Here is a 16,248-nt window from a genome sequence, read left to right on the forward strand (position 1 = left end):
CCGCTGAGATAGCAGCTGTTAACGTTGTTTTACCGTGATCCACGTGTCCGATTGTTCCAACGTTGACGTGTGGTTTATTACGTTCAAATTTTTCTTTAGCCATTTTACAATTACCTTAAAGTTTATTAAAAGCGCAGCCATGTTGACCGAGCTAGACTTTCACTAAATATTAAGTGAGCGCCTTACGAGAATCCATTAGAATCCATTAGAATTAGTTAATGAGTCGAGTACTTTCTGAGGAGCTTCACTATATTGCTGAAATTCCATCGAGTAAGAAGCTCGCCCTTGAGTGGCACTGCGTAAAGCAGTTGAATAACCAAACATTTCTGATAGTGGTACCGTAGCATTCACTATTTTAGAACCCGCAGGCCCTTCATCCATGCCATCGATTAAGCCGCGTCGACGATTTAAGTCACCAACGACATCACCCATATTTTCTTCTGGCGTTGTTATTTCAACTTTCATCATAGGTTCTAATAGTGCAGGAGAAGCTTCAATAGCTCCCTGTCTAAAGCCCATTGATGCAGCTACTTTAAACGCCATTTCGTTTGAATCAACGTCATGAAAAGAACCATCATAAAGTGTTACCTTTACATCAAGCATAGGATAGCCAGCAAGTACACCGCTGTCCATTTGCTCTCTACAGCCTTTCTCAACTGCCGGGATATATTCTTTTGGAACGCTACCACCAACACTTTCGTCAACAAACTCGAAACCCTTTCCTTCAGGTAAAGGCTCCATTTTCAACCATACATGACCATATTGACCACGACCACCTGATTGTCGAACAAATTTCCCTTCAACATTAACTGTTGATCGGATAGTTTCACGATAAGCAACTTGAGGGTTCCCCACATTACATGAAACACTAAATTCACGTTTCATTCGCTCAACTAAGATATCAAGGTGTAATTCCCCCATACCTGAAATTATTGTTTGTCCTGTTTCTTCATTTGTTTCAACTCTAAATGAAGGATCTTCTGCCGCTAATTTACCTAATGCTATAGCTAATTTTTCTTGATCTGCTAATGTTTTAGGCTCTACAGCTACTGAGATCACTGGCTCAGGAAATTCCATACGTTCAAGTGTAATTACATGATTTGGATCACATAAAGTTTCACCTGTTGTAACGTCTTTTAAACTTATTGCCGCTGCGATATCACCAGCGTACACTTCTTTAATTTCTTTTCTGTCGTTTGCATGCATTTGCACAATACGACCTAAACGTTCTTTTTTACCTTTAATTGGGTTGTAAACGGTATCACCTGTTTTAACAACACCAGAATATACACGGAAGAACGTTAATGTACCAACAAAGGGGTCATTCGCTATTTTAAAAGCTAATGCTGAAAACGGCGCTTTATCATCTGCTTCTCGCGTCCCTTCTGTTTCATCTTTATCGTCATTTATACCAGTTATAGCAGCAACTTCAACAGGAGACGGTAAATATTCAACAACTGCATCTAATACAGCTTGTACGCCTTTGTTTTTAAATGCTGAACCACAAGAACATAAAATAATCTCGTTATTCAATGTTCTTGCTCTTAATCCTGCTTTTATCTCTTCTTCGGATAAATCACCTTCTTCGAGATATTTATCCATCATTTCATCTGACGCTTCTGCAGCCTCAGATATTAAATTTTCACGCCATTCTTCGGCTTCATCCTGCATTTCAGCGGGGATCTCTTCGTAAGTGAAAGTCATTCCCTGGTCTGCTTCATTCCAGTTGATTGCTTTCATCTTAATTAGGTCGATTACACCTTTAAAATCTTCTTCCGCACCAATAGCCAAATGAATTGGAACTGCATTTGCGCCAAGACGAGTTTTCATCTGGTTAACTACATTTAGGAAGTTTGCCCCTGTGCGATCCATTTTATTAACAAAAACAATACGCGGAACGGAGTACTTTTCCATTTGACGCCATACAGTTTCAGTTTGTGGTTGAACACCTGAAGAACCACATAATACAAGTACTGCACCATCAAGTACACGTAGAGAACGTTCTACTTCGATAGTAAAGTCAACATGACCAGGAGTATCAATGATATTAATGCGATGATCTTCAAACTGCGCATTCATACCTTTCCAAAAACAAGTTGTTGCTGCTGAGGTTATTGTAATACCTCGCTCTTGTTCTTGTTCCATCCAGTCCATAGTGGCTGCACCATCGTGCACCTCACCAATTTTGTGTGAAAGGCCTGTATAAAAAAGTACCCTTTCTGTAGTTGTCGTTTTACCGGCATCAACATGAGCACAGATACCAATGTTACGATAGCGCTCTATAGGGGTAGTACGTGCCACTTTTACATCCTCTTCCTGAGCTTCAAACCCAGATAATAAAAAGTTGTGATTACCGTTTTATGACAAACGGTAATCACTACAATCACTTTTCTACCAACGGTAGTGAGCGAATGCTTTGTTTGCTTCAGCCATACGGTGAACGTCTTCACGTTTCTTAACCGCTGAGCCTTTGCTGTCAGACGCATCTAACATTTCGTTAGCTAGGCGCTGAGCCATTGATTTTTCACCACGTTTACGAGCTGCGTCAACTAACCAACGCATGGCTAGAGCATTACGACGAACTGGACGTACTTCAACTGGAACCTGATAAGTAGAACCACCTACACGACGCGATTTAACTTCCACTTGTGGGCGGATGTTTTCTAAAGCTTCTTCGAAAAGTTCTAATTGATCTTTTTCAGATTTCTCAACTAAAATGTCTAGTGCACCATATACAATTTTTTCTGCAGTAGATTTTTTACCATCAACCATAAGGATGTTGATGAATTTTGCTAAAAGTTCGTTATGGAACTTAGGATCTGGCAATATTTTACGTTGCCCTACGACGCGTCTTCTTGGCATCTTAATTCTCCGTTGTTTTCAGGTATAACCCAAAATTTAATATCTATTTGGCCTTACTTAACGCTTTCTATTTCTAATTAAAGAAATGGAATAGCTTAAGATTTTGGTCGCTTAGCACCGTATTTAGAACGGCCTTGTCTTCTATCGTTTACACCAGAACAATCTAGTGCGCCACGAACAGTGTGATAACGCACACCTGGTAAATCTTTTACACGACCACCACGTATTAAAATTACGCTATGCTCTTGTAAGTTGTGACCTTCACCACCGATGTATGAAGTAACTTCGAATCCGTTAGTTAAACGAACACGAGCAACTTTACGTAGTGCTGAGTTTGGTTTTTTTGGTGTAGTTGTATACACACGAGTACATACGCCACGACGTTGTGGACAAGCTTGTAATGCCGGAACATTACTTTTTGTTACTTGTCTAACACGAGGTTTACGTACTAATTGGTTAATAGTTGCCATTAAATAGCTCCCGATTAGTTAAACTTGTATAAATTCCAATCAATAAGAAATTCATACCCTTATAAACGTGAAAATCCGCGACCTGCCATACTATACAAAAGTTGTACAGAATATCAGGTCGCGGAATTCTATAGGTCAAGCAGTAAGCTGTCAAGTTTTACAGCTTACTTTACCTAATATTCTACTTTAAATGCCGATATGAATTAATCTGCATTTAATGCATCAGTTAACGCTTGGGCTGCATCGTCTACAGAAACAGTAGCTTCTTCAACTGGTACTGCATTACGCTTACGAGCTCTTTCTTGATGGTATGAATAACCCGTACCTGCTGGAATTAATCGACCAACAATTACGTTTTCTTTCAAGCCACGTAAGTTATCTTTCTTACCTGCTACAGCAGCTTCAGTTAAAACTCGTGTTGTTTCTTGGAAAGAAGCAGCAGAGATAAATGAATCAGTAGAAAGTGATGCTTTAGTAATACCCATCATTTGCATTTCGTATTCAGCAGGTTTTTTACCTTGTGCTTCCAACTCACGGTTTGCAATATTTACATGGGCAACTTCAAGCTGTTCACCTTTTAAGAAGTCACTATCACCAGCGTCTAATATTTCACACTTACGGATCATTTGACGAACAATTACTTCGATGTGCTTATCGTTAATCTTTACACCTTGTAAGCGATATACTTCTTGTACTTCGTTTACTATGTAATTAGCGACTGGAGCTACACCACGTAATCTTAAGATGTCATGCGGAGACTCAGGACCATCGGCGATAACTTCACCTTTAAGCACTGATTCACCTTCAAACACTGTAAGTTGACGCATTTTAGGGATCATTTCTTCGTATACTTCACCACTTGGTTGAGTGATTAATAAACGAACTTTACCTTTAGTTTCTTTACCAAAACCAATGATACCTGTTTTCTCTGCAAGTATAGCTGGTAACTTAGGCTTACGTGCTTCAAATAAATCAGCAACACGAGGTAGACCACCCGTGATATCACGAGTTTTTGAACTTTCTTGTGGTATACGTGCTAATGCGTCACCGATGTTTACTTCCGCACCATCTTCAAGGTTAACAATCGCATTGCCTGGTAAGTAGTATTGCGCTGGTATTTCTGTACCAGCAATCATTACATCATTACCTTTGGCATCAACAAGCTTAACCATAGGTCGCATTTCTTTACCAGCAGAACTACGTTGACCAGCATCAGTTACAACAATACTTGATAAACCAGTTAATTCATCTGTTTGGCGAACCATAGTTACGCCATCGATTAATTCAACAAATTGAACTCTACCACCAACCTCTGTGATAATTGGATGCGTATGCGGATCCCAATTAGCTATGATGTCACCAGCTTGTAGTTCTTCGCCATCTTGTTTAGAGATTACAGAACCGTAAGGAACTTTATAACGCTCTTTCTCACGACCATGCTCATCAATTACTGTAAGTTCTGATGAACGTGATGTAATAACTAAGTGATTTTCAGAGTTTGTTACATACTTCGCATTTTGAAGTTTTAAAGTACCGTTATTTTTAACCTGTACATTGTTCTCTGCTGATGCTCGAGATGCTGCACCACCGATATGGAACGTACGCATGGTTAACTGTGTACCTGGCTCACCAATTGATTGTGCTGCTACAACACCAATGGCTTCACCTTGGTTGATCATATGACCACGAGCCAAATCACGACCATAACAATGCGCACAAATACCAAAGTCAGTTTTACAGGTAATAATTGAACGTACCATCATTTGATCCACTGAATTCTCTTCAATGAAATCACAAAGTGCTTCGTCAATTAGTGTATTACGAGGTAATAGAACTTCTTCAGTTCCAGGCTTTAATACATCTTCTGCAACTACACGACCAAGTACACGTTCTCTTAATGGTTCAACAACATCACCACCTTCAATAAGTGGTGTCATTAGTAGACCATCATATGTGCCACAGTCATGTTCAGTTACGACTAAATCTTGTGCAACATCAACTAAACGACGAGTTAAGTAACCCGAGTTAGCTGTTTTAAGTGCTGTATCGGCAAGACCTTTACGCGCACCATGTGTCGAGATAAAGTATTGTAATACGTTAAGACCTTCACGGAAGTTAGCCGTAATAGGTGTTTCAATGATTGAACCATCTGGTTTAGCCATCAGACCACGCATACCAGCAAGCTGACGTATTTGCGCAGCACTACCACGAGCACCAGAATCGGCCATCATAAAGATTGAGTTGAAAGAATCTTGTTCTTCCGGCTCACCATCACGATTGATAATAGTTTCTTTAGATAAGTTATCCATCATCGCTTTCGAAACTTTTTCGTTAGCAGATGACCAAATATCGATTACCTTGTTGTACTTCTCACCCGCTGTGACAAGACCTTGTTCAAACTGTGTTTGAATTTCAGCAACTTCTTCTTCAGCGTCTTCAATGATTGTGTACTTAGCAGCAGGAATAACCATGTCATCAATACCAACAGATGCACCAGCTACCATTGCGTAATGGAAACCTGTGTACATGATATGGTCAGCAAACATTACCGTTTCTTTTAAACCAAGGTTACGGTAAGCATGGTTAATCAGTTTCGAAATCGGTTTTTTACCAAGCGGCTGATCAATTAAGTCATACGGTAAACCATCTGGACATACTTGCCACAAAATTGCACGACCTACGGTAGTATCACGTAATGATGTACGAGCTTCTAATACACCTTCAGCATTTTTAACATGTTCAGTAATACGAATTTTAACACGAGCATGCAATTCAGCTACGTCAGTACGGTATGCTTTTTCTGCTTCTTTAGTGTCTGAGAAGATCATACCTTCACCTTTACCATTTACACGATCACGTGTTAAATAATAAAGACCTAATACAACATCTTGTGATGGTACGATGATTGGATCACCGTTAGCAGGAGAAAGTACATTATTCGTTGACATCATTAACGTACGAGCTTCCATTTGAGCTTCGATTGTCAATGGTACGTGTACCGCCATTTGGTCACCATCGAAATCGGCGTTATATGCCGCACAAACTAATGGATGTAAATGGATTGCTTTACCTTCAATAAGAACAGGTTCAAATGCTTGAATACCTAGTCTATGAAGTGTTGGTGCACGGTTAAGCATAACTGGATGTTCACGGATTACTTCATCAAGTACATCCCAAACTTCAGCGCCTTCACGTTCAACTAATTTTTTAGCTGCTTTGATCGTAGTCGCTAAACCACGTGCTTCTAATTTACCGTAAATAAATGGTTTGAATAACTCAAGTGCCATTTTCTTAGGTAAACCACACTGGTGTAAACGTAGTGTTGGACCAACTGTAATTACAGAACGACCAGAGTAATCTACACGTTTACCTAGTAAGTTTTGACGGAAACGACCTTGCTTACCTTTAATCATATCAGCAAGCGATTTTAATGGACGTTTGTTTGATCCAGTAATAGCTCTACCACGACGACCGTTATCTAATAATGCATCAACAGACTCTTGTAACATACGTTTTTCGTTACGTACGATAATGTCTGGAGCTACTAAATCAAGAAGACGTTTAAGGCGATTATTACGATTAATTACACGACGGTATAAGTCGTTTAAATCTGACGTAGCAAAACGACCACCATCTAGTGGAACTAGAGGACGTAAATCTGGTGGTAAAATTGGAAGAACAGACATAATCATCCACTCAGGCTTGTTGCCTGAAGCAGCGAATGCTTCCATTAATTTTAAACGTTTAGTAATTTTCTTACGCTTAGTTTCAGAACCAATTTCTGGAAGTTCTTCACGCATTTGCGCTACTTCACCGTCAAGGTCGATTTGTTGTAATAATGCAAGTACGGCTTCAGCACCCATTTTCGCATCAAACTCATCGCCATGCTCTTCTAGAGCGTCAAGGTATTCTTCTTCTGTAAGAATTTGACTCTTTTCTAAAGTCGTTAAACCTGGCTCTGTTACTACGTATGATTCGAAATACAAAACACGTTCAATATCACGAAGTGTCATATCAAGTAATAAACCAATACGAGACGGTAATGATTTTAAGAACCAAATATGTGCAACAGGGCTTGCTAATTCAATATGCCCCATACGGTCACGACGAACTTTAGTTAATGTAACTTCAACGCCACATTTTTCACAAATAACACCACGGTGCTTAAGACGTTTATATTTACCACAAAGACATTCATAATCTTTTACTGGTCCAAATATACGCGCACAAAATAAGCCATCACGCTCAGGTTTGAACGTACGATAGTTAATTGTTTCTGGTTTTTTAACTTCACCAAATGACCATGAACGGATCATATCTGGTGATGCTAGGCCGATGCGAATGCCATCGAACTCTTCTGTTTGATTTTGTTGCTTAAGAAACTTAAGTAAATCTTTCACACTATTCTCCTGTCGGAGTTAAATACGCGAGAGAGTATTTCTACTCTCTCCATGTACTAACTTTTATAACAAAAAGCCAGCAAATCAGTTATTTGCTATTCTTGGTCTAATTCGATGTTAATACCTAACGAACGAATCTCTTTCAACAATACGTTGAACGACTCAGGAATGCCTGGTTCCATACGATGATCACCATCTACTAAGTTTTTATACATCTTAGTACGACCGTTAACATCATCTGATTTAACTGTTAGCATTTCTTGTAGAGTATATGCAGCACCATAAGCTTCAAGTGCCCATACTTCCATCTCACCAAAACGCTGACCACCAAATTGTGCTTTACCACCAAGAGGTTGCTGAGTAACAAGTGAGTATGAACCAGTAGAACGTGCATGCATTTTATCATCAACTAAATGGTTTAGTTTCAACATATACATGTAGCCTACAGTTACAGGACGTTCAAATTCACGACCTGTACGACCATCAGTTAATGTAAATTGTCCACTTTCAGGCATATCAGCTAATTTAAACAACTCTTTAATTTCTTTTTCAGCTGCACCATCAAAAGCTGGAGTTGCAATAGGTAAACCTGCACGTAAGTTAGATGCTAAACGCATGACTTCGTCATCAGAAAAACTTGCAATATCAACTTCTTGACGTGATTCACCGACATTGTAAACATCTTGTAAGAAATTACGTAATTTATGAATTTCTTGCTGTGCTTGAAGCATACGGTTGATTTTTTCACCAACACCACGGGCAGCCATACCTAAATGAGTTTCTAAGATCTGACCGATGTTCATACGCGATGGAACACCTAACGGGTTCAATACGATATCAACAGGTACACCATGTTCGTCATACGGCATATCTTCTACAGGAACAACATTAGAAATAACACCTTTGTTACCATGACGACCAGCCATTTTATCACCAGGCTGTATGTGACGCTTAACCGCTAAGTATACTTTAACAATTTTAAGTACACCTGGAGCTAGGTCATCACCTTGAGTGATTTTACGACGCTTAACTTCAAATTTCTTATCAAAGTCTGCTTTTATGTTGTCGTATTGTTCTGCAATTTGTTCTAATTCAGACTGCTGTCCTTCATCAGATAAATTTTGAACTAACCACTTGTCACGAGACATGCTATTTAAATCAGCTTCATTTAGACCTGCTGATAATAATAGTTTCTTAGCACGTGCATAAATACCATCTTCTAAAATGCTAAATTCATCGCCAAGATCTTTCTTAACTTCTTTTAATTGCATTTCTTCGATTTCAACAGCACGTTTATCTTTTTCTACACCGTCACGAGTGAAGATTTGAACATCGATAATAGTACCTGAAACCGAATTCGGCACACGTAAAGAGCTGTCTTTAACATCAGCTGCTTTTTCACCAAAAATAGCACGTAATAATTTTTCTTCTGGTGTTAATTGAGTTTCGCCTTTAGGTGTTACTTTACCTACAAGGATATCGCCGCCTTTAACTTCAGCGCCAATATAAACAACACCCGCTTCATCAAGTTTAGATAAAGCTGATTCACCAACGTTAGGAATATCTGAAGTTATTTCTTCAGAACCTAATTTAGTATCACGAGCAATACAGGTTAACTCTTGGATATGAATCGTTGTGAAGCGATCTTCTATCGCTACACGTTCTGATAACAACATTGAATCTTCGAAGTTGTAACCGTTCCAAGGCATGAATGCGATACGCATGTTTTGACCAAGCGCTAATTCACCCATATCTGTTGACGGGCCATCGGCTAACACATCACCACGAGTTACAGGTTCATTCATACGACACACAGGACGTTGATTGATACAAGTATTTTGGTTAGAGCGTGTGTACTTAGTTAAGTTATAAATATCGATACCAGCTTCACCGGGTACCATTTCATTTTCGTTAACTTTTACAACAATACGTGAAGCATCAACATACGTTACAACACCGCCACGTTTAGCAACTGCTGTTACACCAGAGTCAACTGCAACAATTTTTTCCATACCTGTACCAACAAGCGGTTTATCCACTTTTAATGTTGGAACGGCTTGGCGTTGCATGTTTGATCCCATTAATGCACGGTTTGCATCATCGTGTTCTAAGAACGGAATTAAGCTTGCTGCAACAGAAATAATTTGTTGCGGAGATACATCCATATACTGCACTGAATCAGCAGCTTTTAATGTAAATTCGTTTTTATAACGACAAGGAACATGTTCTTGAGTTAATCGGTTTTCTTTATCTAATTCAGCATTCGCTTGAGCGATAACAAAGTTACCCTCTTCGATTGCTGATAAATATTCAATATCATCAGTTACTACACCGTCAACCAATTTACGATAAGGTGTTTCTAAGAAACCGTAATCGTTTGTACGTGCATAACATGACAGAGAGTTAATCAAACCAATGTTTGGTCCCTCTGGCGTTTCAATTGGACAAACACGACCGTAATGAGTTGGATGTACATCTCGAACTTCAAAACCAGCACGTTCACGTGTTAAACCACCTGGACCTAATGCTGATATGCGACGCTTATGCGTAACTTCTGATAATGGATTGTTTTGATCCATAAATTGAGAAAGTTGTGAAGAACCAAAGAATTCTTTAACAGCAGCAGAAATAGGCTTAGCGTTAATTAAATCCTGTGGCATGATCGCATCTAAGTCACCAAGACTTAAACGTTCACGAACAGCGCGCTCTACACGAACTAAACCAACACGGAATTGGTTTTCAGCCATTTCACCAACACTTCGGATACGACGGTTACCAAGGTGATCGATATCATCCACCTCACCTTTACCATCACGTATACCAATTAATGTTTTCATAACTGAAATAATATCTTCTTTAGATAAAATTCCTTCACCTATTTCATCAGCAATTCCAACACGACGGTTGAACTTCATACGACCAACAGTAGAAAGGTCATAACGCTCTAAAGCAAAAAATAGGTTATTAAATAATGTTTCTGCAGCATCTTTTGTTGGTGGTTCACCAGGTCTCATCATTCGGTAAATTTCAACTAATGCTTCTAGACGGTTAGTTGAACTATCTACTCTTAACGTATCTGACATATATGAACCAACATCAAATTCATTCATATATAGAGTAGATATTTTCTTATGGCCTGCTTGGCTTAATTCGGCTAATAATTCTAATGTTAATTCAGCATTAGCTTCAGCAATAACTTCACCAGTTGATTTATCTATATATGCTTTAGATAAAACTTTACCCACAATGTATTCTGCAGGCACTTCTAATGATGTTACTTTTTCTTTCTCTAAAGTACGGATGTGACGAGCAGTAATACGACGACCTTGTTCAACAAGAACATCGCCTTTACCTACTTTAATATCGAACGTTGCAGTTTCACCACGTAAACGTTCTGGCACAAGCTCCATTATGAGCTTATCGCCTTTGATTTCATACGATGTTGTATCGTAAAAAATATCTAAAATTTCTTCAGTAGAATATTCTAATGCACGTAATAATATTGACGCAGGTAATTTACGACGGCGGTCAATACGTACAAATAGATTATCTTTTGGATCGAATTCAAAGTCTAACCATGAACCACGGTAAGGTATAACGCGTGCGTTATATAATACTTTACCTGATGAATGAGTTTTACCTTTATCATGATCAAAGAAAACGCCCGGAGAACGATGTAGTTGAGAAACGATTACACGTTCCGTTCCGTTGATAACAAACGTTCCGTTTTCAGTCATCAATGGGATTTCGCCCATATAAACTTCTTGTTCTTTGATATCTTTTACCGTACCAGCTGCTGCTTCTTTATCGTATACAACTAAACGAAGCTTTACACGTAATGGAGCAGAATAAGTTACACCACGAATTTGACATTCTTTAACATCAAATAATGGTTCACCTAAACGGTAACTAACATATTGTAATTCTGAACTACCAGAATACGCTTTAATTGGAAAAATAGAACGAAACGCAGCTTCTAGGCCTGTTTCACCTGTCGGATCAATATCTATAAACTTGCGGAAAGATTCTAATTGGATTGACAACAGAAATGGATAATCCATTACTTGTGTACTTTTACCAAAGTCCTTTCTAATTCGCTTCTTCTCAAAGTATGAGTAAGCCATGGGGTTCCTCAGCTAGCTGGTTATGACCGAACTGCCTATATACATTATATTTGGCAGAGTATTACAGTGACATCTACGTCTAGACGTCAATAATGCACTGTTTTTGGGCTTTAAAAACCCACTTTCTTTAGCGCAAAAAGGCCGGTGACTTTTAAATCACCAGCCATTGCCTTTTCAGGCAAATAATCTATTTAAAAACAGATTATTTGATCTCAACAGAAGCACCAGCTTCTTCAAGAGCTTTCTTAAGTTCTTCAGCTTCAGCTTTTTCAACACCTTCTTTAAGTGCTTTAGGTGCAGACTCTACTAAGTCTTTAGCTTCTTTTAAGCCAAGACCAGTTGCGCCACGTACCGCTTTGATTACTGCAACTTTCTTCTCACCGAAACCTGTTAAGATTACGTCGAATTCAGTTTGCTCTTCAGCAGAACCACCAGCATCACCACCAGCAACTGCAACAGCAGCAGCAGCAGATACGCCGAATTTTTCTTCCATTGCTTCAACTAAAGCAACTACATCCATTACTGACATTTCAGCAATAGCATTTAGGATATCGTCTTTAGAAATAGACATTATAAATTTCCTGTTTAAGTAACAATCTTATGATTGTTATAAATAACTATAAATACAAAAAGTGCACATTGTTTTCTTATATATAAAAGACAAACAATAATTAGGCAGCTTCTTGCTCTTTCTGATCGCGTACTGCAGCAATCGTGCGGCATAATTTGCCAGCAGATGCTTCTTTCATAACGCTCATTAAACGTGCAATAGCTTCGTCGTATGTAGGTAGTTTTGCAAGTACCTGTACATCAACAACATTACCTTCAAATGCCGCTGCTTTTAATTCAAACTCTGGATTTTTTTTCGCAAAGTCTGTAAATAAACGCGCTGCAGCACCTGGATGCTCGTTTGAGAATGCAATTAACGATGGACCAACTAGTGTGTCAGAAACACATTCGTAATCAGTACCTTGTAAAGCACGACGTGCTAACGTGTTACGAATAACTTTCATCCATACACCGTTTTCACGAGCTTCTTTACGTAAAGTCGTTATTGCTTCAACTGAAACACCGCGAGAATCCGCGATTACAGCTGATTGAGCGCCACTAGCAGCTTCTTGAACTTCAGCAACAATTGCTTTTTTGTCATCAAGATTGATAGCCATTGGCTTTAACTCCTGGTTCACCGGCTAAGCCGGTATTTACTATCCCTATAATTCATTTAGTATCAATAAATTATAGGCCATTACGGCGAGGACCAGAATTAGGAAATACTGGGTAATCACCATCTACGTAGGCATTTAATTAAGCTAAGTATCAACAAAGCACCTACGGTCTTTGACGAGGTCATTGATTTTTTGCATAACTAAAATCAACAACATCTACCAAAATTTAAGGGGCGAGATTATAGTTTATAATCCCGCCCTTGTAAAGCACCTAAAAATAGGCGCTTTGAAAATTATACTGTTAAACTTGCTTGGCTAACGGAAACACCGGCACCCATAGTAGTTGATACAGAAATTTTCTTAATGTACTGACCTTTAGCATTTGCTGGTTTAGCTTTTTTCAATGCTTCCAATAATGCTTCAAGGTTTTGTTGTAATTGTGCTTCTTCAAAATCAGCTTTACCAATAGTAGTATGGATAATGCCGTTTTTGTCGTTACGGTAACGAATTTGACCAGCTTTTGCATTGTTTACAGCAGTTACTACGTCAGGAGTTACAGTTCCTACTTTAGGGTTAGGCATTAAACCACGTGGCCCTAAAATTTGACCTAATTGGCCAACAACGCGCATTGCGTCAGGAGTAGCGATTACAACGTCAAAGTTCATTTCGCCTTTTTTAACTAACTCAGCTAGATCTTCCATACCAACAATGTCAGCACCGGCTTCTTTAGCTTTCTCAGCGTTAGCGCCTTGTGTAAATACAGCAACACGAACATCACGACCAGTACCGTTTGGTAACACAGTTGCGCCACGTACGTTTTGGTCAGATTTACGTGCATCAATGCCTAAGTTTACAGCAACATCAACACTTTCACGGAAGTTAGCAGTAGCAAATTCTTTTAATAAAGCGATTGCTTCGCTGATTTCATATTCTTTTAATACGTCTACTTTTTCACGGATAAGACGAGCGCGTTTTGATAATTTAGCCATTGATTAGTCCTCTACCACTAAACCCATTGAACGAGCAGAACCCGCAATGGTACGCACTGCAGCTTCAAGTGAACCAGCAGTTAAATCAGGTTCTTTAGTCTTAACGATTTCTTCAAGTTGTGCTGTTGTAACAGTACCAACTTTTTCAGTGTTAGGACGGCCTGAACCGCTTTTAATACCAGCTGCTTTAAGAAGTAAATATGCAGCAGGTGGAGTTTTTGTTTCAAATGTAAAAGAACGGTCACTGTATACAGTAATAACTACTGGAACTGGAGCGCCTTTTTCTAATGAATCTGTTTTTGCATTAAATGCTTTACAGAATTCCATTATGTTTACACCATGTTGACCTAATGCAGGACCAACTGGCGGTGACGGGTTTGCTGCACCAGCAGCAACTTGTAGCTTGATTAGAGCTTGGACTTTTTTAGCCATTTTTCAATACCTATAGTTTGGGTTCTAACGCTAATTACTATAATTGAACTAGCTCCCCGTTATAAAAATACCGAGATTTAATATTTAACTACTCGAGTTAAAAAAAATCGGCAGCGGATTATATATTAATCAATGCGGTTAATTCAAGCCCTTTATGACTTAGTTGTAGGTTAGAGGGCTAGAAGAAGAGAAGGTGAAGTTATCTTTGCCGTAAAAACAAAAAAACCAAAGCTAGGCTTTGGTTTTTTATAAAATCATTTGAGTCTAGTCTTAGCCTTTTTCAACTTGACCAAACTCTAAATCTACCGGAGTAGAGCGACCAAAAATAAGCACTGAAACTTTAATACGGTTTTTCTCGTAATCAAGCTCTTCAACAACGCCATTAAAGTCAGCAAATGGACCGTCAATAACTCGAATGACTTCACCTGGTTCAAATAAGGTTTTAGGTTTAGGTTTATCAGTATCTTCTAAACGCTGTAGTATACGATCAGCTTCTTTTTGAGTGATAGGAGCTGGACGGTCACTTGTGCCGCCAATAAAACCAAGTACACGAGGCACACTTTTAACTAAGTGCCATGCTTCTTCATCCATAGCCATTTGTACTAAAACATAGCCAGGGAAGAACTTACGTGAGCTTTTACGTTTTTGCCCTGCACGCATCTCAACAATTTCTTCAGTTGGTACTAGTATTTGACCAAACTTGTCTTGTAATTCATTAATTTCAATATGTTCTATTAATGTTTTTTGTACGCGCGCTTCATAACCAGAAAAAGCTTGAACCACATACCATCTTAAATGATGTTTTGGATCAACAGCTGGGGTTTCTGCTGATGTCTCTGCAGAGTTTTCATTTAGGTTGTCGTCGTTAATAATTTCTTCTGTCATAATTTAAACCTGTAAGCCAGTAATAAAGCCAACTACCCAGAATAAAACTGAGTCTAGACCCCACATAATAATAGACATAATAAGTGTTGCCACTAATACGATAGCCGTTGTTTGAATAGCTTCTTGACGAGTTGGCCATACAACTTTACGTATCTCTGTTTTTGACTCTTTAGCAAAAATAACGGCAGAGCGTCCTTTTTCAGTTTGCATAGCAATTAAACCTGCAACTGCTATAGCAGCAACAACGCCAATTGCACGATAAAGAACAGATTCTTCACCAAAGATATAATTTCCTGCAACAGCACCTGCTAATATAATGAGAACTAAGCCCCATTTCAAAAAATCAAAAGACCCACTAGGTTGGCTTTCAGTACTTACGTTCATATTCTTAACCTGTAATTACGCGTCTAAACTAAGACGAAATAATCTCAAAAGAGATTTTACTTCAAACATTCACATGTTTATCAAATTTGGCAGGGGTAGAGAGATTCGAACTCCCAACCATCGGTTTTGGAGACCGCTGTTCTACCAATTGGAACTATACCCCTATTGTATTTAACCATTTACTGTTAAATAGCTACACTTATTGAGTGATTCTTAGTTTGTTTGGAATTAAGAGAGACTCTAGAAGTGAGGCGCTATTATACTCAGACATGTATTTTACTCAAGGACTATTTTTGGGTTTTAAATATACTTAGAGTGAAGTTTGCTTTTGTGTGAATGATAAATCTTTTTTTTCACAAAAAAAAGGCCGCTTACGCGACCTTTCTACATTCACTATCGATTAAACGATATTAGTCAATGATTTTAGATACTACACCAGCACCAACTGTACGACCACCTTCACGGATCGCGAAGCGTAAACCTTCGTCCATCGCTACTGGGTTGATCAGCTCTACAACAAACTTTAAGTTGTCGCC

At 38.8% G+C, this 16,248-nt stretch carries 13 protein-coding genes and 1 tRNA gene; all 14 read right to left on the reverse strand.

The window, feature by feature from the left end:
• Nucleotides 1-103, reverse strand: a 103-nt coding sequence (locus tag B0X80_RS19890; RefSeq protein WP_245825411.1) for a GTP-binding protein, incomplete at its 3' end; no start/stop codon positions are given.
• A gap of 92 nt (nucleotides 104-195) precedes the next feature.
• Nucleotides 196-2,301: an elongation factor G gene (gene fusA, locus B0X80_RS19895; protein ID WP_077343574.1), complete on the reverse strand. Its 2,106-nt coding sequence runs from the start codon at nucleotides 2,299-2,301 to the stop codon at nucleotides 196-198.
• 90 nt (nucleotides 2,302-2,391) lie between these two features.
• Nucleotides 2,392-2,862, reverse strand: coding sequence for a 30S ribosomal protein S7 (gene rpsG / locus B0X80_RS19900; RefSeq protein WP_077343577.1), 471 nt, complete (start codon nucleotides 2,860-2,862; stop codon nucleotides 2,392-2,394).
• 95 nt (nucleotides 2,863-2,957) lie between these two features.
• Nucleotides 2,958-3,332 (reverse strand): 30S ribosomal protein S12, encoded by a 375-nt coding sequence (gene rpsL, locus B0X80_RS19905; protein WP_077343579.1) that lies wholly within the window; start codon nucleotides 3,330-3,332, stop codon nucleotides 2,958-2,960.
• A gap of 203 nt (nucleotides 3,333-3,535) precedes the next feature.
• On the reverse strand, nucleotides 3,536-7,732 hold the full coding sequence (gene rpoC / locus B0X80_RS19910) for a DNA-directed RNA polymerase subunit beta' (RefSeq protein WP_077343582.1): 4,197 nt from the start codon (nucleotides 7,730-7,732) through the stop codon (nucleotides 3,536-3,538).
• 95 nt (nucleotides 7,733-7,827) lie between these two features.
• On the reverse strand, nucleotides 7,828-11,856 hold the full coding sequence (gene rpoB / locus B0X80_RS19915) for a DNA-directed RNA polymerase subunit beta (RefSeq protein ID WP_077343585.1): 4,029 nt from the start codon (nucleotides 11,854-11,856) through the stop codon (nucleotides 7,828-7,830).
• Nucleotides 11,857-12,058: 202 nt separating this feature from the next.
• Nucleotides 12,059-12,427, reverse strand: a complete 369-nt coding sequence (gene rplL, locus B0X80_RS19920; protein WP_076421056.1) for a 50S ribosomal protein L7/L12 — start codon at nucleotides 12,425-12,427, stop codon at nucleotides 12,059-12,061.
• A gap of 100 nt (nucleotides 12,428-12,527) precedes the next feature.
• Nucleotides 12,528-13,022 carry a 50S ribosomal protein L10 gene (rplJ, locus tag B0X80_RS19925; RefSeq protein ID WP_077343588.1) on the reverse strand — a complete coding sequence of 165 codons (495 nt, stop codon included), beginning with the start codon at nucleotides 13,020-13,022 and terminating at the stop codon, nucleotides 12,528-12,530.
• A 293-nt stretch (nucleotides 13,023-13,315) separates the two neighbouring features.
• A complete protein-coding gene (rplA, locus tag B0X80_RS19930; RefSeq protein WP_077343591.1) occupies nucleotides 13,316-14,011 on the reverse strand; it encodes a 50S ribosomal protein L1 in 696 nt (231 codons plus the stop codon).
• 3 nt (nucleotides 14,012-14,014) lie between these two features.
• A complete protein-coding gene (rplK, locus tag B0X80_RS19935; protein WP_076421062.1) occupies nucleotides 14,015-14,443 on the reverse strand; it encodes a 50S ribosomal protein L11 in 429 nt (142 codons plus the stop codon).
• Between the two features lie 270 nt (nucleotides 14,444-14,713).
• Nucleotides 14,714-15,328 (reverse strand): transcription termination/antitermination protein NusG, encoded by a 615-nt coding sequence (nusG, locus tag B0X80_RS19940; RefSeq protein WP_245825510.1) that lies wholly within the window; start codon nucleotides 15,326-15,328, stop codon nucleotides 14,714-14,716.
• A 3-nt stretch (nucleotides 15,329-15,331) separates the two neighbouring features.
• Nucleotides 15,332-15,712 carry a preprotein translocase subunit SecE gene (gene secE / locus B0X80_RS19945; protein WP_077343594.1) on the reverse strand — a complete coding sequence of 127 codons (381 nt, stop codon included), beginning with the start codon at nucleotides 15,710-15,712 and terminating at the stop codon, nucleotides 15,332-15,334.
• 87 nt (nucleotides 15,713-15,799) lie between these two features.
• Nucleotides 15,800-15,876, reverse strand: a tRNA-Trp gene (locus B0X80_RS19950).
• 246 nt (nucleotides 15,877-16,122) lie between these two features.
• Nucleotides 16,123-16,248: EF-Tu C-terminal domain-related protein (locus B0X80_RS19955; protein ID WP_077340506.1), on the reverse strand; the 126-nt coding region annotated here is incomplete at its 5' end.

The sequence above is a fragment of the Pseudocolwellia agarivorans genome, from assembly GCF_002000085.1.
In the GTDB taxonomy this organism is placed as follows: domain Bacteria; phylum Pseudomonadota; class Gammaproteobacteria; order Enterobacterales; family Alteromonadaceae; genus Pseudocolwellia; species Pseudocolwellia agarivorans.

Bases quoted from the DNA above. Each gene is read 5' to 3' on its own strand.
- rplK (WP_076421062.1), bottom strand. From the start codon at position 14,443: ATGGCTAAAAAAGTCCAAGCTCTAATCAAGCTACAAGTTGCTGCTGGT.
- rpsG (WP_077343577.1), bottom strand. From the start codon at position 2,862: ATGCCAAGAAGACGCGTCGTAGGGCAACGTAAAATATTGCCAGATCCT.
- rpsL (WP_077343579.1), bottom strand. From the start codon at position 3,332: ATGGCAACTATTAACCAATTAGTACGTAAACCTCGTGTTAGACAAGTA.
- rplJ (WP_077343588.1), bottom strand. From the start codon at position 13,022: ATGGCTATCAATCTTGATGACAAAAAAGCAATTGTTGCTGAAGTTCAA.
- rplL (WP_076421056.1), bottom strand. From the start codon at position 12,427: ATGTCTATTTCTAAAGACGATATCCTAAATGCTATTGCTGAAATGTCA.
- rplA (WP_077343591.1), bottom strand. From the start codon at position 14,011: ATGGCTAAATTATCAAAACGCGCTCGTCTTATCCGTGAAAAAGTAGAC.
- nusG (WP_245825510.1), bottom strand. From the start codon at position 15,328: ATGACAGAAGAAATTATTAACGACGACAACCTAAATGAAAACTCTGCA.
- secE (WP_077343594.1), bottom strand. From the start codon at position 15,712: ATGAACGTAAGTACTGAAAGCCAACCTAGTGGGTCTTTTGATTTTTTG.
- rpoB (WP_077343585.1), bottom strand. From the start codon at position 11,856: ATGGCTTACTCATACTTTGAGAAGAAGCGAATTAGAAAGGACTTTGGT.